This is a genomic window from Actinoallomurus sp. NPDC052308 (genome assembly GCF_040679195.1).
In the GTDB taxonomy this organism is placed as follows: Bacteria; Actinomycetota; Actinomycetes; order Streptosporangiales; family Streptosporangiaceae; genus Actinoallomurus; species Actinoallomurus liliacearum.
This window is the reverse complement of the sequence record NZ_JBFAUM010000009.1, coordinates 109892-132262: the sequence shown is the minus strand read 5'-3', so window position 1 is coordinate 132262 and position 22371 is coordinate 109892. Positions and strand designations below refer to the sequence as shown.

Annotated in this window: 14 protein-coding genes; 10 read left to right on the top strand and 4 right to left on the bottom strand. The window is 71.4% G+C overall.

Annotated features, from left to right (window positions below; genetic code table 11):
- The first annotated feature begins 24 nt into the window (after positions 1-24).
- From AB0L00_RS23120 to AB0L00_RS23100, 5 genes are read left to right on the top strand one after another with little or no spacing between them, the layout of a single operon-like run.
- Positions 25-810, top strand: a complete 786-nt coding sequence (locus AB0L00_RS23120) for an SDR family oxidoreductase (RefSeq protein ID WP_364437651.1) — start codon at positions 25-27, stop codon at positions 808-810.
- The gene (locus tag AB0L00_RS23115; RefSeq protein ID WP_364437648.1) at positions 807-2279 is read left to right on the top strand and encodes an aldehyde dehydrogenase; all 1473 of its coding nucleotides are present in this window, start codon (positions 807-809) and stop codon (positions 2277-2279) included. Before AB0L00_RS23120 ends, AB0L00_RS23115 begins: the two co-directional genes overlap by 4 nt.
- Positions 2276-3013 (top strand): SDR family oxidoreductase, encoded by a 738-nt coding sequence (locus tag AB0L00_RS23110; protein ID WP_364437646.1) that lies wholly within the window; start codon positions 2276-2278, stop codon positions 3011-3013. The genes AB0L00_RS23115 and AB0L00_RS23110 overlap by 4 nt, the downstream gene beginning before the upstream one ends.
- Complete coding sequence (locus AB0L00_RS23105) at positions 3010-3846, top strand: NAD(P)-dependent oxidoreductase (protein ID WP_364437643.1); 837 nt, start codon at positions 3010-3012, stop codon at positions 3844-3846. Before AB0L00_RS23110 ends, AB0L00_RS23105 begins: the two co-directional genes overlap by 4 nt.
- Positions 3843-4208: a carboxymuconolactone decarboxylase family protein gene (locus tag AB0L00_RS23100; protein ID WP_364437641.1), complete on the top strand. Its 366-nt coding sequence runs from the start codon at positions 3843-3845 to the stop codon at positions 4206-4208. Before AB0L00_RS23105 ends, AB0L00_RS23100 begins: the two co-directional genes overlap by 4 nt.
- A 3-nt stretch (positions 4209-4211) precedes the next feature.
- Here the strand turns inward: AB0L00_RS23100 and AB0L00_RS23095 are convergent, their stop codons facing one another.
- The 3 genes from AB0L00_RS23095 to AB0L00_RS23085 form a co-directional block, all read right to left on the bottom strand.
- Complete coding sequence (locus AB0L00_RS23095) at positions 4212-6992, bottom strand: hypothetical protein (RefSeq protein ID WP_364437639.1); 2781 nt, start codon at positions 6990-6992, stop codon at positions 4212-4214.
- A gap of 13 nt (positions 6993-7005) precedes the next feature.
- Positions 7006-8505, bottom strand: a complete 1500-nt coding sequence (locus tag AB0L00_RS23090) for a hypothetical protein (protein WP_364437636.1) — start codon at positions 8503-8505, stop codon at positions 7006-7008.
- Between the two features lie 69 nt (positions 8506-8574).
- Positions 8575-11829, bottom strand: a complete 3255-nt coding sequence (locus AB0L00_RS23085; RefSeq protein WP_364437634.1) for a glycoside hydrolase family 3 C-terminal domain-containing protein — start codon at positions 11827-11829, stop codon at positions 8575-8577.
- A 301-nt stretch (positions 11830-12130) separates the two neighbouring features.
- Between AB0L00_RS23085 and AB0L00_RS23080 the strand changes: the two genes are divergently transcribed.
- The 3 genes from AB0L00_RS23080 to AB0L00_RS23070 are packed head-to-tail and all read left to right on the top strand — an operon-like array spanning position 12131 to position 17087.
- On the top strand, positions 12131-15052 hold the full coding sequence (locus AB0L00_RS23080; RefSeq protein ID WP_364437631.1) for a glycoside hydrolase family 3 C-terminal domain-containing protein: 2922 nt from the start codon (positions 12131-12133) through the stop codon (positions 15050-15052).
- Positions 15053-15066: 14 nt separating this feature from the next.
- Complete coding sequence (locus AB0L00_RS23075) at positions 15067-16311, top strand: hypothetical protein (RefSeq protein ID WP_364437628.1); 1245 nt, start codon at positions 15067-15069, stop codon at positions 16309-16311.
- 29 nt (positions 16312-16340) lie between these two features.
- The gene (locus AB0L00_RS23070) at positions 16341-17087 is read left to right on the top strand and encodes a GntR family transcriptional regulator (protein WP_364437625.1); all 747 of its coding nucleotides are present in this window, start codon (positions 16341-16343) and stop codon (positions 17085-17087) included.
- On the opposite strand, the gene AB0L00_RS23065 is transcribed toward AB0L00_RS23070, so the two are convergent.
- The gene (locus AB0L00_RS23065) at positions 17084-18430 is read right to left on the bottom strand and encodes a VOC family protein (protein WP_364437622.1); all 1347 of its coding nucleotides are present in this window, start codon (positions 18428-18430) and stop codon (positions 17084-17086) included. The two genes, AB0L00_RS23070 and AB0L00_RS23065, sit on opposite strands and share 4 nt — an antisense overlap.
- A 148-nt stretch (positions 18431-18578) precedes the next feature.
- Between AB0L00_RS23065 and AB0L00_RS23060 the strand changes: the two genes are divergently transcribed.
- A complete protein-coding gene (locus AB0L00_RS23060; RefSeq protein WP_364437619.1) occupies positions 18579-21410 on the top strand; it encodes an FAD-linked oxidase C-terminal domain-containing protein in 2832 nt (943 codons plus the stop codon).
- Between the two features lie 15 nt (positions 21411-21425).
- Positions 21426-22355 carry a LysR family transcriptional regulator gene (locus AB0L00_RS23055; protein ID WP_364437616.1) on the top strand — a complete coding sequence of 310 codons (930 nt, stop codon included), beginning with the start codon at positions 21426-21428 and terminating at the stop codon, positions 22353-22355.
- Positions 22356-22371: the final 16 nt, after the last annotated feature.

Sequence of the window (22371 nt, the reverse complement as noted above, 5' to 3'; positions counted from 1 at the left end):
CGATCACCTTCCAGGGAGTCCGCGATGCCCCGGTTCGCACCTCATCCGCAGCGCCGCCCGGCGCTGATCACCGGCGCCTCCTCCGGGATCGGCGCCGCCACCGCCACCCTCCTCGCCGCCTCCGGCCATCCGGTGGCCCTCGGCGCGCGCCGCGCGCACAAATGCGAGGAGATCGCCGCGACCATCCGCGCGAGCGGCGGCGAGGCCGTCGCCTGCGCGCTGGACGTCGCCGACTCCGACTCGGTCAAGGGCTTCGTGTCGGCCGCCACCGAGGCGTTCGGCGACCCCGAGATCGTGATCTCCGGGGCGGGCGACCTCGACGCCACGCGCGTTCACGAACTCGACTCCGAGGCGTTCGCCGCGCAGCTCCAGGTCCATCTCGTCGGGGCCCATCGTCTGGTGTCCCACGTGGTGCCCGGCATGGTCGCGCGCGGGCGCGGCGACATCGTGTTCGTCTCCTCCGACGTCGTGCGGGTGCCGCGCACCCGCATGGGCGCGTACGTCGCGGCCAAGAACGGCGTGGAGGGCATGACGCGCGCGATGGCGATGGAGCTGGAGGGCACCGGCGTACGCGCGTCGGTCGTCCGGCCGGGCCCGACCATGACCGGGATGGGGATGAGCTGGGACGCGGAGACCACCGGCGCCGTCCTGGAGGACTGGGTGAAGTGGGGCGTCGCCCGCCATCCGTACTTCCTGCGGCCGGAGGACGTCGCCACGGCGATCGCCGCCGTCGTGCACACCCCGCGCGGCACCCACCTGACGCTGGTCGAGGTCCAGCCAGAGGCCGCGGTCGACAAGGAGAAACGATGACTCTTCTCGATGATTGGCGGGACGGCCCGTCTCCGCTCCTGATCGACGGGAAGTTGGTCCGTGCCGACCAAAGCTTCGCGACGATCGACCCGGCCACGGAGGAGACCATCGGGGTCGCCTCCGACGCCACGCTCGCCGAGCTGGACCAGGCGATCGCCGCGGCCCGCCGCGCGTTCGACGAGTCCCGCTGGGCGGCCGACCTCCCGTTACGGGTCCGCTGCCTGCGCCAGCTCCACGACGTGCTGGTACGCCACGGCGACGAGCTGCGCGACCTGACGGTACGCGAGGTCGGCGCGCCGCGGTTCCTGACGTACGGAGCGCAGTTCGACGCGCCCGTCGCCGACCTCCTCTGGTTCGCGCGGCGCGCCGAGGAGTACGAGTGGACGCGCGACCTCGGCCGCGCCGCGCCGATGGGCATGGTCAGCGACCGTCAGGTGGTGCGCGAGCCAGTGGGCGTGGTCGGCGCCGTCACGCCGGGCAACTTCCCGCACCAGATCAACCTGGCCAAGCTCGGGCCCGCGCTGGCCGCGGGCAACACCGTGGTGCTCAAACCGAGCCCGGAGACCCCGTGGTGCGCGGCGGCGCTCGGCAGGCTCATCGCCGAGGAGACCGACCTCCCGCCGGGCGTCGTCAACGTCGTCACCGGCACCGACCACGCGCTCGGCGCGCGGCTCGCCGCCGATCCCCGGGTCGACCTGGTCTCCTTCACCGGCTCGGCGGAGACCGGCCGCGCGGTCATGCGGACGGCGGCCGAGTCGCTGAAGAAGGTCCTGCTGGAGCTCGGCGGCAAGTCGGCCTTCATCGTCCTGGACGACGCGGACCTGGGGAGCGCGTGCTCGTACGCCGCGTTCAGCGGGATCACGCACGCGGGGCAGGGGTGCGCGATCACGACGCGGCTGCTCGTTCCCCGCGCACGCCACGACGAGGCCGTGGAGATCACCGCCCGGACGCTCGCGAAGATCGGCGTCGGGGATCCCGGCGATGACGGCACCGTCTGCGGCCCGGTGATCTCCGCGCGGCAGCGCGACCGGGTCGAGGAGTACCTCGCGCTCGCGGTCGAGGAGGGCGGCGCCTTCGCCACCGGCGGGCGCCGCGCCGACCGCGAGAAGGGCTTCTGGATCGAACCCACCCTGGTCACCGGGCTGACCAACGCGTCGCGGACCGCCCGAGAGGAGATCTTCGGCCCGGTGCTGGTGATCCTGCCGCACGACGGCGACGACGACGCCGTACGCATCGCGAACGACTCGCCGTACGGGCTGTCCGGCGCGGTGCACGGCGGCGACCTCGACCGGGCGCGCGCGGTCGCGCGCCGGCTGCGTACCGGCACGGTCGGCGTCAACGGCGGCGTCTGGTACTCCGCCGACGTGCCGTTCGGCGGCTACAAGCAGTCCGGCGTCGGCCGCGAGATGGGCCTCGCCGGGTTCGAGGAGTACCTGGAGATCAAGTCGATCGCGGAGGGGGCGGGATGAACCGCTTCGAGGGGAAGGTCGCGGTGGTGACCGGCGCGGCACAGGGCATCGGCGAGGCGTACGCGCGCGGGCTGGCCGCCGAGGGCGCGAGCGTCGTGGTCGCGGACGTCGACGAGAAGGGCGCCGCGGTCGCCGACGACATCAAGGGCCGCTTCGTACGCACCGACGTGTCCGATCCCGCGTCGGTCGAGGCCATGGCGGCGGCGGCCGTCACCGCGTACGGCGGGATCGACTACCTGGTCAACAACGCCGCCGTCTTCGGCACGATGAAGCTGGACTTCCTGTTCACCGTCGACTGGGACTACTACAAGAGGTTCATGGCGGTGAACATGGACGGCGCCCTGCTGTGCGCCCGCGCCTGCCATCCCGCCATGGCCGAGCGCGGCGGCGGAGCGATCGTCAACCAGTCCTCCACCGCGGCCTGGCAGTACTCCGGCTTCTACGGCCTCGCCAAGGTCGGCGTCAACGGCATCACCCAGCAGCTCGCCCATGAGCTCGGCTCGCTCGGCATCCGGGTCAACGCCATCGCGCCCGGCCCGATCGACACCGAGGCCAACCGCAGGGTCGTGCCCGACGGCATGTCACAGAAGATCGTGCGGGACCGGATGGCGCTCAAGCGCATGGGCACTCCCGAGGACCTCGTCGGCATGTGCCTGTTCCTGCTCTCCGACGAGGCGTCCTGGATCACCGGGCAGATCTTCAACGTCGACGGCGGCGAGGTGTTCCGCGCATGACGTACGGCTTCGTCGGGCTCGGCCAGATGGGCGCGCCCATGGCCAGACGCCTGATCGGGCGCGATCTGATCGTCTACGACGCTCGTCCGGCGGCGATGGAACCGCTGGTCCAGGACGGCGCGCGGGCCGCCGACCGGCTCGCCGACGTGGCGTCGGCCTCGCTCATCTCCCTCATGGTCCGCGACGACGCCCAGGTCGACGAGGTCGTCACCGCGCTGCTGTCCTCCGTCGAGCCCGGCACGGTCATCGCGATCCACTCGACGATCCACGCCGCGACCGCGACCGCGCTGGCCGGCCGCGCGCGGCCGTACGGCGTCGAGATCGTCGACGCTCCGGTCTCCGGCGGGTTCATGGGCGCGGCGGCGGGCACGCTCGCGGTCATGGTCGGCGGCACCGCCACGGCGTTCGACCGGGTGCGGGAGCCCTTCTCCGCGTGGGCCGACCTCATCCTCCACGCCGGCCCGGTGGGCGCCGGCACCCATCTGAAGCTGGCCCGCAACCTGCTGCACTTCGTCGCCTTCACCGCGGCGGCCGAGGCGGAGCGCCTCGCCGAGGCCGCCGGCGTGTCACTGACCAAGCTCGGCCGCGTGGTCCGCCACTCCGACGCCGTGACCGGCGGCCCCGGATCGATCATGATCCGCCGTACGACGGCGCCCCTCGACCCCTCGGACCCGCTGCACGACATCATGTGCCACGTCCGGGACCTCGGCGAGAAGGACCTGTCCCTGGCCCTGGCCCTCGCCGACGAACTCGGCGTGGACACCCCACTGGCCCGGCTGAGCCGCGCGCGGTTCGCCGAGGGCCTCGGCGTTCCCCCCGGGGGTGTGTCATGACGGACGAGAGGCGCCGGCGTGGCCTGGAGAAGATGAGCGAGGTGTACGGCTGGGAGGTCGGCGACGGTCCCGGCGACTTCTTCGGCATCACGGTGGACCACCTCTTCGCCGAGATCTGGACCCGCCCGGGCCTGTCCATCCGCGACCGCCGCCTCCTCCTCATCGGCCTGCTCGCCGGTCAGGGCCTGAACGACGTGCTCGACATCCAGCTCCCCGCCGCCCTCGGCAACGGCGAACTGACCCCCGCCGAACTCCGCGAGATCGCCATCTTCCTCACCCACTACGTCGGCTGGCCCCTGGGCGCGAAGCTCAGCGTCCAGATCGACACCCTGATCGCCCGGCACGAGAAGAAGCCCGGCTGAGACTCACGAAGAGATGAGATCGAACTCCTCCCACGTCCCGATGGCCGTGCGGTTGGCGATCAGCGACGCGGCTCCGGCGTTCTCCGCGGTCACGTAGTCGTTGTTCGCGTGCGCCCGCAGGCTGACGCTGCCGTCGGGATTGTGAATCAGGTCGAACGTCTCCCACGGGCCGATCGCGGTGCGGTTGGCGATCAGCGGTGACGCGCCCGCGTCGTCCGCGGTGACGTACTCGTTGTTCGCGTGCGCCCGCAGCGCGATCGCGCCGCCGCCCAGGTCGATCTCGTCGAACTGCTCCCACGGGCCGATCGCGGTCCGGTTGGCGATCAGCGGCGACGCGCCGCCGTTGTCCGCCGTCACGTACTGGTTGTTCGCGTGCGCCCGCAGGCTGATCACGGCGTTGGGGGTGCCGGCACCGAGGCCGAGGGTGGAGGAGGTACCGGACAGCGACTTGGCGCCCTGGTTCGCCGTGCCGGTGAGCCGGGTGGCGGAGTAGCCGCTCAGCGGTTTGGCGGTGCGCTCCAGGACGTACACGGTGTTCGCCGACGTCGGGAAGGTGACCTCGCCGCTCGACGACGTCGTGACGATCGCGTTGTCCGACACGCGCCGCACGCGCACCTGCTGGGTGCCCCAGGGATTCACCACGGTGGCCGAGTTCCCGTACAGGCTCTTGAGTCCGACGTACTTGACCTCCCCGGCCTCGCGCTCGGAGCTGACCAGGAAGCCGTCCTTGGCCAGCAGCGTGAACTTGCCGACGAACGAGGAATCCGACGGCACCGCCGGGAACACCCGGATCCTGTCGTTGTAGCTCTGCAGCAGCGACTCGTTGACCACCGACAGGTGGACGCCGAGGTACTCGAAGACGCCGTTCGTGTTGTCGGTCAGCCCGTTGGGATACGTCTGGTACTTCCGCAGCATGGTCTTCATGCCGTTGTACGCCTGGTCGCCCAGGCCCAGCCGCGCCGCCTGGATCGCGTCGTTGGCCCAGACGTTGTCGTACGGGAAGGGCCGCCGGTTCCAGGTGTTCACGGCGGTCTGGTAGTCCGGAGCTCCTATTCCGGTCGTGTTGTACGGCCAGATGACCTCCGACGCGACGTTCTCGTCGTTGTGCGTCTGGGTGATCGGTGGCGTGTGCGGCAGGTAGGCGCTGCCGTCGGTCGGGTAGGGCGCCAGGTCGTCGAGGATGTTCTGCCACTGGCCCCGCAGGTCGGCGTCCAGGCCGAGCGTCTGGCTCGCCTGGATGGTCACCGGGAAGAGGCTCTTCACCGCGGCGAGGTCGGTGATGGCGCCCGGGACGTTCCAGTACGTCTCGTGGGAGTTGGAACTGGCCATGGTGTACTTGCCCGAGCCGTCGCGGGTCAGCTTCGCGGCGTAGAACCGGACGACGTCCCGCATGAACGGGTAGGCGGTGTTCCGCAGGTAGTTCGTGTCGTTCGTGTACCGGTACTGCAGGTACATGTTGTACGCGGCCTCGGTGCCGGTGGACAGGATGTTCTTCGTGTAGTCGCTGTTGATCGTGCCGCGCGCGTTGCCGTCCCAGCCCATCGTCTCCGGGACCCACAGGCCGTCCACGCCGTAGCGGCTGTTCGTGTACGACTTCAGCGCGGTCTGGTTGCGGCTGTAGAGCCGGTTGAACGTGCTCAGCAGGTCGGTGTGGTTCGAGGCGAGGAACGAGTTGTAGACGTCGCGCTGGTTCCAGTACCAGTAGCCGTAGCTCCACTTCGTCTGGTCGCCGGTCGAGCGGTACACGCCGTTGATGAAGTGGAACGGGTAGTTGCCGTAACCGCCCGAGGCGATCATGTAGGTCGCCAGGTAGTAGACGTTCTCCAGGTAGTCCGCGTCGCCGGACAGGCCGGAGTACTGCACGAACGACCGCTGCCAGAAGCCGTGCCACCAGTTCCGGTAGTCGGTGAGCGTCGTGGCGTACCCGGTGCTCTTCACCGCGGCGAGCTGAGACCGCGCCTGGGCGACCGAGTCGTGGTTCGGCGCGTTCAGCCGGCTCGCGGCGGTGAACCAGATCGTGTAGCTGGAGGACGGCGTGATGTTGAGCCGTACCTTGGAGCCGTTCACCACCTGGCTCGTGTAGTTCGCGCCCTCGACGGTCGCCGCGAGGGTGGAGCCGAAGCCGTTCGAGTCGTTCTGCCCCCGGCTCAGCCCGACGCCGCTCGCGTCGGCGAAGGTGGAGTAGGTCTTCCAGGTGTTCAGGTCCGGGACGTCCGCGACGTTCGTGACCGTGCTCGGATCCCACAGGCTCAGGTCGAGCGCCACGCCGGTGACGTTGGTCCGGTGGTCGTCGACATGGATGCCCATGACCTCGGAGTTCGGCGACCCCATGATGGTCACTGTGCGGTCGGAGTCGTACTTGGTGGTCAGCGTGCCGTCGTACAGCGACAGCCGCTGCTGGTAGGTGGAGTACCCGGTGTCCATGCCGGGCGTGGAGTACAGGTTGACCAGGCCGGCCGCGTACGCAGACTGCTCGGACAGATCGGCGCCGGAGACCTGCATCGTCAGGCCGTTCTGATTCCACGCCATCGCGCCCGTACGCCCGTTGCCGACGGTCAGCCCGTACGCGGGGTTGGTGTTCGGCCGGTCGTAGACGATGTCGTGCTTGCTCAGGTAGCCGGCGTAGTCGACGTTCAGCACGCCGGTCGAGCCGTCGAACGCCGCGTCCGTCGGGGACGCGAGGGCCGGGACGATCACCGAGAGGTCCAGCACGCCCGCCACCAGGGCGAGGACCGCCAGGAGCCGCCGCAGTGGCCGGCGGTGGGACCGATTGTCATGATCCATCATTGTCACCACGTCAGTCCTGAATGAGGTCGAACTCTTCCCACGGCCCGATGGCCGTGCGGTTCGCGATCAGTGACGAGGCGCCCGCGTTCTCGGCCGTCACATACTCGTTGTTCGCGTTCGCTCGCAGGCTGACGCTGCCGTCCGCGTTGTGGACCAGGGCGAACGTCTCCCAGGAGCCGATGGCCGTCCGGTTCGCGATGAGCGGCGAGGCTCCTCCGTCGTCCGCGGTGACGTACTCGTTGTTCGCGTGGGCGCGCAGGGCCACCGCGCCGCCGCCCTGGTCGATCAGGTCGAACGTCTCCCACGAGCCGACGGCCGTCCGATTGGCGATCAGCGGCGAGGCCCCCGCGTTCTCAGCCGTGACGTACCTGCCGTTGGCGTGGGCGCGCAGGCTGATCACCTGACCGGTCGGCGGGTGCTCGGCGACGCCGAGGACGTACGTGAGCTGGGCGCTCGTGAACTCCGGCTGCAGGGTGCTGGAGGTCGCGGACTGCACCTGGAAGCGGCCGGGCGGTGACACCGTGCCGCCGCAGCCCGCGTTCGGCGTGCCGACGTGGGTGGAAGTGTCGGTGTTGCCGGTGACGGTCCAGTCGCGGACGCCGTTGACGGCGTACCCGTAGCCCATGTGCGCGCCCTGCAGTGTGTTGCCGGTGACCGAGGCGCCGTAGTTGGTGCCGGTTCCGCAGCCCCAGACCTGCGGGCCCATGGCGATGCCGACCTTGATGAAGGCGCTCTGCGCGTTGATCGTGTTGCCGGTGACGGTCGTGCCCGTGTAGTTGCCGTTCATCGGCGCGTAGTCGACGAGGTTGATCCCGCCGAGCAGCGTGCGGGTCCTGGCGACGATCGTGTTGTTCTTCACCGAGGAGCCGGGCGCGCCGAAGATGACGATGCCGCCGTCGGTGGCATCCTGCACGGTGTTGCCCTGGACGGTGCTGTCACCGCAGGCGAGCGAGATGCCGTCGGCCCACGTGCCGCTCGGCGCGTCGGTGCCCGCCGGGCCGATGGTGTTGTTCAGGATCTTCGCGCCCTGGCAGGCCGGCGTGCTGTTCGTGACGGCGCCCTCGATGAAGTGCAGCGTCGACCAGCTCCGGGTGTCGTGCGCGTAGACGTTCTGCACGGTCTGGCCGGTGCCGGAGGCGCCCATCTCCATGAGGGCGCCGCCGTCCAGCCGGCCGAGGGCCGGCCGTCCGCCGTCGATCTGGATGTTCTGTACCGTCACGCCGGACTGGTCGGTGCCATTGATCGCCGTCGTGAGCGAGCCGGACAACTTCAGGGTGGCCCGGCTGCCGTCGGTGGGCAGGCCCTGCGTCTCGATCCGCTGGTTCGGGGCGGTGAACCTGATCGAGTCGCTCAGGGTGAAGACGGCTCCGGGGCACAGGACGGCGGCCGCGCCGGTCCCGGTGAGGGCGGCGTTGATGGCGGCGTCGGTGCCCGACGGGATGCACGCCGCGGCGGCGCGGGCTCCCGTGGCCGTCGCCGGCACCAGGAGGGCCGCGACGGCCGCGAGCATGGCCGGGAATGTGACGGATCTTCCGCGAATCGGCATTGAGTCGATCCTTACTGGCGGTGGCGGGGGGAACTAGCGCGAAGCCCGGCGGAGGGGCCTGGTCGTCGTCCACACGAATGTCGTGGTGCCGGCGGCGCCGGTGGAGTCGGTGGCGGTCACCGTCACCGTGCTGGTTCCGGCGTGGCGGGCGGCGCCCGTGATGGTCCCCGAGCGGCTGATCGACAGACCGGCGGGCAGGCCCGTGGCGGTGAAGACCGGGTCACCGGTGGCCGCCGCGGTCATCCGCAGGTGAACCGCCGTGCCCACCGGGCTGCTCATGCCGCCCGGGTCGGTGACCGTGACCGCGCCCGTGCGTCCGGCCAGGTCGCTCTTGAGCGTGCTCGTCACGGTGAGCGAGCCGGTCAGCGGCAGGTTGCGCGAGGAGTCGCCGACCAGGATCTGGTACGCGCCGGGGGTCGTCGTCCAGCCGCCGGCCGTGTCGTCCCAGTGCGCCAGGTCGCGGGCGGTCACGGTGAACCGTACGGTCTGGCTCTGGCCCGGCTGCAGGTCGACCCGCTGGAACCCCTTGAGCTGGTGCGGCGGCTCGCCGATCGAGGCCGGAGCCCCGACGTAGAGCTGGACGACCTCGGCCCCGGCCCGGCTCCCGGTGTTGGTCACGGTCGCCGTCACCGTCGAACCGCCCGAGCCGAGCGCGCCGACCTGCAGGTTGGAGAAGGAGAACGTCGTGTACGACAGGCCGTACCCGAAGGGGAACAGCGGCGTGATGTTCTTCGCGTCGTACCAGCGGTAGCCGACGTCCAGGCCCTCGGAGTACTGCACCTGGCTGCCGTTTCCGGGCCACTGCGCGGTGGTGTGCGCGGGCACGTCGTTCAGGCTCGCCGGGAAGGTCACGGGCAGTTTGCCCGACGGGCTGACGTCGCCGAACAGGATCGCGGCCAGCGCGTTGCCCACCTCCTGACCGGAGTACCAGCCCTCGAGGACTCCGGAGACCTGGTTCAGCCACGGCATGGTCACCGCGGAGCCGGTGTGCAGGACCACGATCGTCTTGGGGTTGGCGGCGGCCACCGAGGAGATGAGCTGGTTCTGCTGGCCGGGCAGGTCGATCGAGGTGTTGTCGGTGCCCTCGTTCTGCGGATAGGTCGCGAACACGATCGGCACGTCGACCGACTTGGCCAGCGTGACCGCGCGGTTGACGCCGTCCGTGCCGTCGGCCGCCTCGAACTGCACCGTGGCACCGGACCCGGCGCGGTTCTGGATGCCGGTGAGCGGCGAGACGGTTCCCGAGGAGGTGACGGTGGCGCTGCCGCCCCCGACACTGGCCACGCCCGCGCCGCCGTCGGCGCCGATCACGGCGATCTTCTTGGTGGTGGAGGTGGACAGCGGCAGCACGCCGTTGTTCTTGAGCAGGACGGTGCCCTCTTCGGCGATCTGGCGGGCGGTGGCCTTGTGCGCGTCGGTGGTGACGACCGCGCCGGTCGAGCCGGTCTTGGTCTTGTCGAACAGGCCGAACGCGAACATCTGGGTCAGCACCCGGCTGACCATGGTGTCCAGCGTCGCCTGGGTGACCTGGCCGGACGCGACCGCCTGCCGGAGCTGGTCGCCGAAGAACGCCGCGCCCGGCATCTCCTGGGTCATGCCGGCGTTGGCGGCGGGAGCCGCCGAGTGCAGCGCGCCCCAGTCGGAGGTGACGAACCCGGTGAAGCCCGCCTGCTGGTAGAGCGCCGTGTTCAGGATGTACGGGTTCTCGCAGGCGAACTTCCCGTTGATCACGCTGTAGGCGCACATCACCGAGGCCGCCGCGCCCTGGCCGACGGCCGCCTGGAAGCCGGGCAGGTAGATCTCCTGCAGCGTACGGGTGTCGACGATCGCGTTGTCCGACATGCCGTTGCGGTAGGTCTCCTGGTTGTAGACCGCGGCGTGCTTGGCCTGGGCCATGACGCCCTGGCTCTGCACGCCCTTGATCTGCGCGACGGCCATCTGGCCCGTCAGGTACGGGTCCTCGCTGAAGCTCTCGAAGCCCCGGCCCCAGCGCGGGTCGCGGTCGATGTTCAGTGTCGGGCCGAGCGCGACGTCCGCGCCCTTGCCGGCGAACTCGCTGCCGGCCACCACGCCGTACTGCTGCTCCAGCGCGGTGTCGAACGTCGCGGCCCCGGCCACCGGCGCGGGCAGCTGGGTGACGCCCCCGAGCCCGTCGCCCGGTCCGCCCGGCCCGTCCTCCAGACCCATCGCCGGGATGCACAGCGACGGGATCGCGGCGGTGTTCCCGATGTACGGCGAGGACGCACCGGTGCCGTGCAGCAGGGTGATCTTCTGGTCCTGGGTCATCTGCGCCATGACCTGGGCGACGCGCTGGGACACCGGCGCGGTGGACCCCACCCAGGGGCAGGAGCCGTTACCGCCTCCGCCGTCGCCGCCGCCGATCGTGAACACGGCGAACTCCCAGAGCGAGTAGCCGTACTGGGTGGCCCGGGCGGTGCCGTACATCCGCACGTAGCGGCCGGTCCCGGTCACGTTCAGCGTCTGGGTGCCGCCGGCGCCCGTGGTGGTCGAGTAGATCGTCGTCCAGTTCGTCCCGTCCCCGGAGACCTGGACCTGGAACGCGGTGGCGTAGGCGGCCTCCCAGGTCAGCCGGGCCCCGCAGACCTGCTTCGACGATCCCAGGTCCACCTGGAGCCACTGCGGGTCGCTGAACGCCGAGGACCAGCGGGTTCCGGTGTCGCCGTCGGTGGCGGCGGAGGCGGGCGTCCCGGCGTTCTCGATGGACGAGGCCGTGGTCGGCTGGTGCGCGGCGGAGTCGGCGGTGCCGCACGACGCCGTGCCCCCTGAGCCGTAGACCTGGAACTCCCAGAGCGAGTAGCCGTACTGGGTGGCGCGGGCGGTGCCGTACATCCGCACGTAGCGGCCGGTCCCGGAGACGTTCAGCGTCTGGGTGCCGCCGGTGCCGGTCGTGGTGGAGTAGACGGTGGTCCAGGCGTTCCCGTCGGCGGAGGTCTCGATCTGGAAGGCGCTCGCGTACGCGGTCTCCCACCGCAGGACGACCTGGCTGACGGCGGCACTGGAACCGAGGTCCACCTGCAGCCACTGTGGGTCGCTGAACGCCGAGGACCAGCGGGTGCCGGTGTCGCCGTCGGTGGCGGCCGAGGCGGGCGTGCCGGCGTTCTCGGTGGAGGAGGCCGTGGTCGGTCTGCCCTGGGAGAGCAGGACCGCCGCGGCGCGGCCGGGCGGTGCCGCCGCCGTCGACGCGGCGATCAGCCCGATCAGGGCGACGAGCACGACGATCAGTGAGCGTGGCGAGTCGAGGACGCGTCTGGGGCGAGCGCGGAACATCGAGGCTCCTCGGCCGGTGGGAGGCGGACACCGGCGACTCGAGGTGGCGGATCCGGCGTACGCGCGGTCACGGGGGCGCCGCCTGCGGAAGGCGGTGTCCAGCGCCGGTTCGCCACACCTGGCGGGGTGGGTGGCGGGGACGGGGCGTGGGAGCTCTCGACGCTGAGAGCGCTCTCAGGCAGAGTGACGCCCATCACAGAAGCTGTCAAGGAGATCCGATCTTTGACGTCTCTTGACAAGGTACTGCAAAGAGCAGATAAGTTCACGAAAAATCCAAACAGCCGCCGATCGGAGCCTGCCGATGAGAAGACATCTGCTAAGAACCGTCGCCGTCATCGGGGCACTCATCGGAGGGCTGCTGGCCGGCGTGCCCGCACACGCCGCGGCGCGACCGTGGCTGAACACCGCGCTCGCGCCGGTTGACCGGGCGAACGCGTTGCTCGCCCAGATGACCCTGGCGGAAAAGATCACCATGATGCACCAGGGCGCCTCCTGCGACTACGGCGCCTGCGTCGACGGCAACACCCGCCTCGGCATTCCGCAGCTCCGCCTGCAGGACGGCCCCGCGGGCGTCGCCGACGGCGCCACCGGCGTCACCCAACTGCCCGCACCCGTCGCCGGCGCGGCGACCTGGGACCCCGACCTCATGGGGGAGTACGGCAAGGTCATCGGTGCCGAGGCGTGGGGCAAGGGCGCGAACACCGTGCTCGGCCCCACGATCAACATCGACCGCGATCCGCGCTGGGGCCGGTCCTTCGAGTCGCTGAGCGAGGATCCGTACCTCGCCGCGCAGCTCGGCGCCGCCGAGATCCGCGGCATCCAGGCGCAGGGCCCGATGGCGCAGGTCAAGCACTACGCGGTCTACAACCAAGAGACCTACCGCAACACCGCCCAGGACAACGCCGTCGTCGCGGACCGGACCCAGCGCGAGATCTACCTGCCCGCCTTCGAGGCCGCGGTCAAGGACGGCAAGGCCGACTCGGCGATGTGCTCGTACTCCCAGATCAACGGCACCTTCGCCTGCGAGAACGGGCAGCTCCTGAACAGTGTCCTGAAGCAGCAGTGGGGCTTCCCCGGCTTCGTCACCTCCGACTGGGGCGGCACGCACTCCACCGTCGCCTCGGCGAACAACGGTCTCGACCAGGAGATGACCGGCAGCACCTACTACGGCGACGCCCTCACCGCCGCCGTGAACAACGGCCAGGTCTCCCAGACCACCATCGACGACCACGTACGCCGGATCCTGACCTCGATGTTCGCGAGCGGCCTGTTCGACTCCCCACCGACCGGGACCATGGGCGCGACCGTCACCTCCGACGCCCATCAGGCGACCGCCACGAAGACCGCAGAGGAGGGCAGCGTGCTGCTGAAGAACAGCGGTCCGGTGCTGCCGCTCGGGTCCTCGACCTCGTCGATCGCGGTGATCGGTGACGACGCGGGCGCGAACGCGATGACCGCGGGCGGCGGCAGCGCCCACGTGAACCCCTCGACACTGGCCTCCGTCGTCACGCCGTACCAGGGCATCAAGTCCCGCGCGGGCAGCGGCACCAAGGTCACCTACGCCCAGGGCGTCGCCTCGCCGAACGGCCAGATCGTCGACTCGTCCTACCTGACCCCGGCCTCCGGCTCCGGGACCGGGCTGACCGCCCAGTACTACAACAACACCGGCATGACGGGGACCCCGGTCCTCACCCGGACCGACCCGAACGTCAACTTCCTGTGGGGCGGCCAGCCGCCCGCCTCCGGCCTCCCCGGCAACGGCTGGTCGGTCAAGTGGACCGGCAGGCTCACGCCGCCCACCACCGGCACGTACACCTTCGCGCTGACCAGCGACGACGGCAGCCGGCTGTACGTCAACGGGCAGCAGGTCATAAACAACTGGGCGGACCAGCCGCCGACCACCAAGACCGGCACCGTCTCGCTCACGGCCGGACAGCCGGTGGACATCGAGGTCGACTACTTCCAGGACGGCGGCGGCAGCCAGGTCAGCCTCGGCTGGCAGATCCCGAACCAGAACCTGCACGACGAGGCGGTCGCGGCGGCGCGCGCGGCCCAGGCGGCCGTGGTCTTCGTCTCGAACGGCGAGGGCGAGGGCGCCGACCTGAACACCATCGACCTGTCCGGCGACCAGAACAAGCTCGTCACCGACGTCGCCGCCGCCAACCCCAACACCGTCGTCGTCGTCAACAGCGGCTCGGCGGTCACCATGCCCTGGGCGAACGCCGTCAAGGGCATCGTCGAGAACTGGTACCCGGGCCAGACGGACGGCACGGCGATCGCGGCGCTGCTGTACGGCGACGTGAACTTCTCCGGCAGGCTTCCGGTCACCTTCCCGCAGAGCCTCGCCGACGTGCCGGCGAGCACCGCCGCGCAGTGGCCCGGCCAGAACGGCACCGTGCAGTACTCCGAGGGCCTGAACGTCGGCTACCGCTGGTACGACGCGAAGAACAAGACGCCGATGTTCCCCTTCGGACACGGTCTGTCCTATACGACCTTCGGCTACAAGAACCTCACCGTCGGGACGCCCGACGCCTCCGGCAACGTGGCGGTCGGCTTCGACGTCACGAACACCGGGTCGCGGGCCGGGACCGAGGTCGCCCAGGTCTACGTCGGCCAGCCGTCCTCGGCCGGCGAGCCGCCGAAGAACCTGCGCGGCTTCAGCCGGGTCACGCTCGACGCCGGCCAGACCAAGCACGTCACGGTCACCCTCGACGCCCGCAGCTTCCAGTACTGGAACGGCAGCGGGTGGGCGACCGCGGCCGGGACCCATCAGGTCCTCGTCGGCGCGTCCTCCCGGGACATCCGGCTCACCGGCCAGGTCACCGTGTCCGCGCCGACGAGCCACGTGATCACCCTGCGCTCCCACGCCAACAACCAGTACGTGACGGCGGAGAACGCCGGCGCCGCGCCGCTGATCGCGAACCGGACCGCCATCGGGCCGTGGGAGCAGTTCGACGAGGTGGACCAGGGCGGCGCGATCGCGCTGCGCTCGCACGCCAACAGCAAGTACGTCACCGCCGGAGCCTCGCCGCTGATCGCGGACGCGACGAGCGTCGGGGCGGCACAGACCTTCGACCTCATCCACAACTCCGACGGCAGCGTCAGCCTGCGAGCGCACGCGAACAACGACTACGTCTGCGCCGAGAACGCGGGCGCGGCCTCCCTCATCGCCAACCGCACGGCGATCGGTCCTTGGGAAGAGTTCGACCTCATCAACGACTGAGTGGAAGGAGCGTCATGACCATCTCCCGCCGAAGGTTCATGACCTCAGCGGTGGCCGGCTCGGCCCTCGCCGCCCTGCCAGGAGCCACGTCGGCGCTGACCGCCCCAGCGCGGGCGGCCAGCGGGCCCGGTGACGTCGTCGGCAAGATCACCGTCGGCTACCAGGGCTGGTTCGCGTGCGCCGGGGACGGCGCGCCGATCAACGGCTGGTGGCACTGGAGCCAGAACTGGTCCCAGCCGCCGTCCACGAGCAACAACGTCATCAAGGCCTGGCCGGACATGCGGGAGTACAGCAGGACGTACAAGACGAACTATCCGAACCTCAACAACGGCCAGCCCGCGACGCTGTTCTCCTCCTACGACCAGCAGACCGTCGACACCCACTTCGCGTGGATGCGGCAGTACGGCTGCGACACGGCCGCGCTGCAGCGCTTCAACCCGACCGGTGGAGAGGGCCCGACGAGAGACGCGATGGCGAGCAAGGTCAGGTCCGCCGCCGAGTCGCACGGCGTGAAGTTCTACATCATGTACGACGTCTCCGGCTGGACGAACATGCAGTCGGAGATCAAGGCCGACTGGACGAACAAGATGCGGACGCACACCTCGTCCTCGGCGTACGCCCGGCAGAACGGCAGGCCGGTCGTCGGCATCTGGGGCTTCGGCTTCAACGACGGCAACCACCCCTGGAGCGCGTCCGTGTGCCTGGACGTGGTCAACTGGTTCAAGGGCCAGGGCTGCTACGTCATGGGTGGTGTGCCCACCTGGTGGCGGACGGGAGTGAGCGACTCACGGTCCGGCTACCTGGACGTCTACCATGCCTTCAACATGATCTCGCCGTGGATGGTCGGCCGGATCGGCGACGCCGCCGGCTCCGACTGGTTCTACACCAACGCCAACCAGGGCGACCAGGCCGACTGCAACGCCCACGGCATCGACTACCAGCCGTGCGTGCTGCCCGGGGACCTGTCGGCCCGCCAGCGCGCCCACGGCGACTTGATGTGGCGCCAGTTCTACAACATGGTGCGGGTGGGCGCGCAGGGCATCTACATCTCGATGTTCGACGAGTACGGCGAGGGCAACCAGATCGCCAAGACTGCCGAGAACGCCGCTATGGTCCCCTCGGGCTCCGGCCTGTGGGCCCTGGACGAGGACGGCACGCCCTGCTCCTCGGACTACTACCTGCGCCTGACCGCCGACGGCGGCCGGATGCTCAAGGGCCAGCTCGCCCTGACCCCGACCCGCCCGACGAAGCCCACGTGACCGGCGGCGGCGCTGGGTAGCATGCCACCATGCCGTCGATCCGCGAGCACGCCGAGCTCAAGCTGCAGCCGTTGCCGCACGCGCGACGGTCGCTGGCCGAGCAGGTGATCTCCGAGGTACGGCGGGCGGTGCACACGGGAGCGATGGTGCCCGGCCGGCTCTACTCGGTGTACCAGATCGCCGAGCAGCTCAACGTCTCCCGGAGCCCGGTGCGCGAGGCGCTGTTGCGGCTCGCCGAGGCGGGCTTGGTGCAGGTCGAGCGCAACCGGGGATTCCGCGTCGTGCTGCCGCACCCGCGGGAGATCGTCGAGATCTTCGGGGTGCGGTTGGCGCTGGAGCTTCCCGCCGTCCGGCGGGTGGCCGACGGCGACCTCACCGAGCTGGGCGATGCGCTGCGGGCGACCATGGCGGAGATGGCGGCGGCGGTCGAGGCCGGTGACGAGGCGCTGTTCTTCCAGCTGGACCAGGCCCTGCACGACCACATCCTCGTCGCGGCGGGCAACGGCCGGGCCCGGACGATCGTCGGCGGCCTGCGCGACACCATGCGCATCCTCGGCACGTCGACCGACGACCGGTCCCGTACCCTCCGGCAGGTGCACGAGGAGCACGAGCCGATCGTGGCGGCCGTCGCCGCCGCGGACGCCGACGGCGCCGTACGGGCGATGCGGGCGCACCTCACCAACACCGGCCTGATCCTGGCCAGGCAGGCCGCCAGGGCCCAGGGCGAGCCGGTCGACGTGGACGCCCTGTGGGCGTCCATCGTCGACGAGCTCTAAGGGAGGGCGATCGCGCGGTCGAGGCCGAGTTCGTCGCGTACGCGGGTCAGCGACGCGGCCCGGATCGAGGCGTACAGCTCGTACGGGTCGTGCAGCGGCCGGCCGAGCACGCCGGCCAGCGCCTCGGCGCCGAACTCCGCCCCGGCCCTGGTCACGTCCTTGGATCCGTCGGAGGTCAGGTTGGACTGGAAGATCCCGGCGGCCGAGCGGGGCAGGAAGTCCTCGTACACGATCGGCCGGGCCGTCACCCATCCCTCCGCCAGGAGGCCGGCGAGGTCGGCCGGGGGAGTGGACGCCGGACGCGCGCCCGTGGTGTGGAACGTGAAGTAGGCGAGGTCCCCCGCTACGAGCTCGGCCTCGGTGGACGGCACGCGGCCCTCCCACAGCCTGGCGGCGACGGCGTTCCGCTCCTCGGCGGTCACCCGACGGTCCGCGAGCGCGGCGTCCAGCTCCGCGGACAGGTCGTCGTACAGCGCGCGTCCCGCCGGGGTGACGGCGATGCCCCGCGCCTCGACCTCGCCGAACCGCACCCGCAGGTCGTCCTCCACGATGCGGCCGTCGTCCTCCCGGAACACCCGCGGTTCCGCCAGCGCGCGGAAGGAGGTCTGGCGCAGCAGCAGGTCGGGACCGTTCCAACGCGGCGGCCCCTGGATGGCGTCGATCATCGTGACGCCGCGCTCGCTCATCCGCGCGTAGAGGGCGTCGATGTCGAGGACGCGCGGGGTCAGGTGGTTGACGTGCGTGCTCGGCACCCCGCCGATGTCCGCGGCGACCGAGGACACCCGTTCCAGTTCGGCGTACCAGCTCCGGGAGACCGGCTCGCGGGACAGCTCGAACGCGGCCGTGGCGAGGGTGAGGAACTCCTCGGCCGCCTGGTCGTCCAGGCCGCCCTCCGCCTCGGCCCGGTCGGCCAGCTCCAGCAGCCGGGGCGGGAACAGCCGGCGCGCCCCGAGGAACTCGCCGAGCCTGCGTTCGAGGTCCTCGTCGAAGAACCGCCGGTCGCCCGTCACCAGCATGGAGGTGAACACGCGGAAGGGATTGGCGGCCAGTTCGGCCTCGTCGACGGGCCGGAACGCCGTGGAGACGACCGGGACCGAGCTGCCGGCGGCCTCGCGCAGGTCGTAGTAGCCGACGGGGTACATGCCCATCGCGCCGAAGACGCGGGCGACCTGCGCCATCTCGGCGGGCGTGCCCACCCGGATCGCGCCGTGCCGCTCGGCCGTGACGCGGTCGATGGAGCCGAGCCGCTCGGCGTCGGCGCCCATCCGCTCCAGCACGTCGCGGTTCACCTCCTGCGCGACGTCGACCAGCGTGTTGTACGCGGGGACCTCCGTGCCGTACATCGCTGACAGCCGTCGAGCGAAAGCCGCTCGGAGTGCCGTCGAGTCGACCATCTGCCCTGCCTCCTTGCCGTCGAACCGTCGCCTCGTGACACGGAAGGGTACGGAGAATGTGGGCGGAGCGCCAGGGGTCGCATGTAACATGCTACTTATGGACCGGGCCGCCAACCTCGCCACCGACCTGCGCCGACGCGGAGTCACCGACCTGCTGACCGACTCCATGTCGCGGTCGGCGTTCTCCTCCGACGCCTCCCTCTACCGGGTGCCGCCCCTCCTCGTGGCCCGGCCCCGGTCCGCCGAGGACGTGGCCGCCGCGGTCGAGCTGTGCGCGCGGCACGAGATCCCGCTCACCGCCCGCGGCGCCGGCACGTCCGTGGCCGGCAACGCGGTCGGCCCCGGGCTCGTGCTCGACTTCAGCCGCCACATGCGGAAGGTGCTGCGCGTCGACCCCGAGACCCGGACCGCCGTGGTCCAGCCCGGCGTCATCCAGGCCGAGCTGCAGCGGGCGGCGGCCCCGCACGGGCTCAGGTTCGGTCCCGATCCCTCCACGCACACCCGCTGCACGATCGGCGGCATGATCGGGAACAACGCGTGCGGGTCCCGGACCCTCGGCTACGGCCGTACCAGCGACAACGTCGCCGGCCTCAAGGCCGTCACCGGCAACGGCACCCTCCTGGACCTGTCGTCCCCGCTCGGCGAGCCCGCGCCCGGCGGCCCCGCCGAGGTGGCCGCGCTGCACGCGCTCGCGGCCGCGAACCTCGCCACGATCAGGACGGAGTTCGCCCGGTTCGGCCGTCAGGTGTCCGGGTACGCGCTGGAGCACCTGCTGCCGGAGCGGCGGTTCGACGTCGCCCGCCTGCTGGTCGGCAGTGAGGGCACCCTCGCCGTGCTGACCGAGGCGACGGTCACCCTGGTCACCGACCCGGCGCACCGGGTCCTGGTGGTGCTCGGCTACGACGACATCGCCGCGGCCGGCGACGCCGCCCCCACCCTGCTGGAGCACCTGCCCACCGCCTGTGAGGGCATCGACGCGCGCATCGTCGACGTCGTGCGCACCCGGAAGGGCCCGGACGCGGTGCCGCCGCTGCCGCGCGGGGCCGCGTGGCTGTTCGTCGAGGTCGCCGGGGACGACGAGGCCGAGGTCCGGGACCGGGCCGGGCGTGTGGCCGCCGGCTGCGAGGACGCCCTGGTCGTCACCGACCCGGCGCGGGCGGCGGCGCTGTGGCGCATCCGGGAGGACGGCGCGGGCCTGTCCGGCCGCAGCCCCGCCGGGCGCCCGGCACACGGCGGCTGGGAGGACGCCGCCGTGCCCCCGGCGATGCTGGGCCGCTACCTACGCGACTTCGAGTCGCTGATGGGCGAGTTCGACGTGACGGGCCTGCCGTACGGGCACTTCGGCGACGGCTGCCTGCACATCCGGATCGACTGGCCGCTGGACCGGCCGGACGGGCGGAAGGTATTCCGCTCCTTCCTGGAGTCCGCGGCCACGCTGGTCGCCGGCTACGGCGGTTCGCTGTCCGGCGAGCACGGCGACGGCCGGGCCCGCAGCGAGCTGCTGCCGCGGATGTACTCCGAGGCGGCGATCGACCTGTTCGGCCAGGTCAAGGGGATCTTCGACCCGGGGGACGTGCTCAACCCCGGCGTGCTGGTGCGGCCCCGCCCGGTCGACGCCGACCTGCGGGTCCCCGCCGCCCGGCCGGTGCGCAAGAGTCTCGCGCTCGCGTACCGCCACGACGGCGGCGACTTCAGCCAGTCGGTGCACCGCTGCACCGGCGTGGGCAAGTGCCGCGCCGACAACACCGGGTCCGGCGGCGTGATGTGCCCGTCCTACCTGGCGACCCGCGAGGAGAAGGACTCGACCCGAGGGCGGGCCCGGGTCCTGCAGGAGATGGTCAACGGCTCCCTGGTCTCCGGCGGATGGCGCTCGCCCGAGGTCCACGAGGCCCTCGACCTGTGCCTGTCCTGCAAGGGCTGCGCCTCGGACTGCCCGACCGGGATCGACATGGCCGCGTACAAGTCCGAGGTGCTCCACCAGAGCTACCGCGGGCGGCTGCGTCCCGCCGCGCACTACTCGCTGGGCCGGCTGCCGCTCTGGGCGCGGCTGGCCGGCCGCATGCCGCGCGTCGTCAACGCGGCCCTGCGGGTGCCGGGGCTGCGGCGGGCGGCGCTGGCCGTGGCCGGCGTGGACCGGCGGCGCAACCTGCCCGAGTTCGCGCCACGGACGTTCCGCGACTGGTTCGAGCGGACCCGCGACGAGCGCCCGGCGGAGGGCCGGCCGGTCATGCTGTTCGTCGACACCTTCACCGACCACTTCGCGCCGGAGGTGGGCCGCGCGACGGTGGCCGTGCTGGAGGCCGCGGGGTACCGGCCGCAGATCAGTGAGCGCCGCCAGTGCTGCGCGCTGACCTGGATCTCCACGGGGCAGCTCGACGCGGCCAAGAAGATCCTCGGCCGTACCGTCGCCGAGCTGGCCGAGGCCGCCGAGGCGGGCATCCCGATCGTGGGCATGGAGCCGTCCTGCACGGCGGTCCTGCGCTCGGACGCGTTGGAGCTGCTGGACGAGGCGGTGGCGGCGCCGGTGGCGGAGCGGACCCGCACGCTGGCCGAGCTGCTGGCCGAGACCCCGGACTGGCGGCCGCCCTCGTTCGACGGAACGACGGTCGTGGCCCAGCCGCACTGTCACCACCACGCCGTCATGGGGTGGGGCCAGGACGCCGAGATGCTCAAGAACGCGGGCGCGGACGTGCGGCGGCTGGGCGGCTGCTGCGGCCTGGCGGGCAACTTCGGGGTGGAGAAGGGGCACTACGAGGTGTCCGTCGCGGTCGCCGAGCACCAGTTGCTGCCCGCGCTGCGCGAGGCGGACGCGGACACCGTCGTCCTCGCCGACGGCTTCTCCTGCCGCACGCAGATCGCCGACCTGTCGCCCCGCCAGGGCGTCCACCTGGCCCAGCTCCTCGCCGAGCGGCTCGACCCCGATTCGTAGGATTCGTAGCCGAGCATGCTCAATCCGGTCCACCTGCGAACGCTGACCGCCGTCCTGGACGCCGGGTCGTTCGCCGACGCGGCGCGGCGTCTCGGCTACACCGCCTCGGCGGTCTCCCAGCAGATCGCGGCGCTGGAGCGGGCGGTGAAGATGCCGCTGTTCGAACGCGGCGCCCACACGATCAGGCCGACACCGGCGGCCATCTACCTCGTACGGCGGGCCGTCGACGCGCTGTCCGCGCTCGACGCGCTCGAAGAGGACGTCCGCGGCATGGCGGAGGGACGCATCGGCCGACTCCGGCTGGGCAGCTTCCCGACGGCCAGCCAGCGGCTCCTGCCGATCGGCCTGGCCTCCTACGCCCGGGCGTACCCGTCGGTGGAGATCCTCCTCGACGAGGGCGAGCCGGACGAGCTCATCCCGCTCGTACGGGCCGGTGAGCTCGACCTGGCGCTCGTCTACCGGTACGACCTGGTGCCCCGGGCCTGGCCGCGCGACCTGGAGGAGACCCCGCTGCTGGGGGAGGACCTGCTGCTCCTGCTGCCCGAGCGCCATCCGCTGGCCGCCGCCGAGGCGGTCGCGCTCGGCGACCTCGAACACGAGACCTGGGTGGCCGCCCGGGAGGGCACCGCCGGCGCGTCCTGCCTGCGCCGCCTGTGCGCTCAGGCCGGCTTCGAACCGCAACTGGACTACCGCAGCAACGACTACGGCGTGATCCACGGCTTCGTACGGTCGGGCCTCGGCGTGGCGCTGGTCCCGGCCCTCGCGCACCTGCCCGGTGAGGGCGTGGTCGCGACCCGGCTCGGCGGAGCGGCGGCCCGCAGGCACGTCATCGCGGTGCATCGCCCGGCGGCCGTGAACCCGGCGGTGACCGGCGCCGTACGGACGCTGCGCCAGGCCGCGGCCCGGCTCGCGGAGGACCTGCCCGCCATCGCCGTCGAAGCATAAGAAGTTCTTCGGCCAC

Bases quoted from the DNA above. Each gene is read 5' to 3' on its own strand.
- AB0L00_RS23095 (WP_364437639.1), bottom strand. From the start codon at position 6,992: ATGGATCATGACAATCGGTCCCACCGCCGGCCACTGCGGCGGCTCCTG.
- AB0L00_RS23110 (WP_364437646.1), top strand. From the start codon at position 2,276: ATGAACCGCTTCGAGGGGAAGGTCGCGGTGGTGACCGGCGCGGCACAG.
- AB0L00_RS23085 (WP_364437634.1), bottom strand. From the start codon at position 11,829: ATGTTCCGCGCTCGCCCCAGACGCGTCCTCGACTCGCCACGCTCACTG.
- AB0L00_RS23120 (WP_364437651.1), top strand. From the start codon at position 25: ATGCCCCGGTTCGCACCTCATCCGCAGCGCCGCCCGGCGCTGATCACC.
- AB0L00_RS23075 (WP_364437628.1), top strand. From the start codon at position 15,067: ATGACCATCTCCCGCCGAAGGTTCATGACCTCAGCGGTGGCCGGCTCG.
- AB0L00_RS23105 (WP_364437643.1), top strand. From the start codon at position 3,010: ATGACGTACGGCTTCGTCGGGCTCGGCCAGATGGGCGCGCCCATGGCC.
- AB0L00_RS23090 (WP_364437636.1), bottom strand. From the start codon at position 8,505: ATGCTCGCGGCCGTCGCGGCCCTCCTGGTGCCGGCGACGGCCACGGGA.
- AB0L00_RS23100 (WP_364437641.1), top strand. From the start codon at position 3,843: ATGACGGACGAGAGGCGCCGGCGTGGCCTGGAGAAGATGAGCGAGGTG.
- AB0L00_RS23065 (WP_364437622.1), bottom strand. From the start codon at position 18,430: ATGTACGGCACGGAGGTCCCCGCGTACAACACGCTGGTCGACGTCGCG.
- AB0L00_RS23115 (WP_364437648.1), top strand. From the start codon at position 807: ATGACTCTTCTCGATGATTGGCGGGACGGCCCGTCTCCGCTCCTGATC.
- AB0L00_RS23070 (WP_364437625.1), top strand. From the start codon at position 16,341: ATGCCGTCGATCCGCGAGCACGCCGAGCTCAAGCTGCAGCCGTTGCCG.
- AB0L00_RS23080 (WP_364437631.1), top strand. From the start codon at position 12,131: ATGAGAAGACATCTGCTAAGAACCGTCGCCGTCATCGGGGCACTCATC.
- AB0L00_RS23055 (WP_364437616.1), top strand. From the start codon at position 21,426: ATGCTCAATCCGGTCCACCTGCGAACGCTGACCGCCGTCCTGGACGCC.
- AB0L00_RS23060 (WP_364437619.1), top strand. From the start codon at position 18,579: ATGGACCGGGCCGCCAACCTCGCCACCGACCTGCGCCGACGCGGAGTC.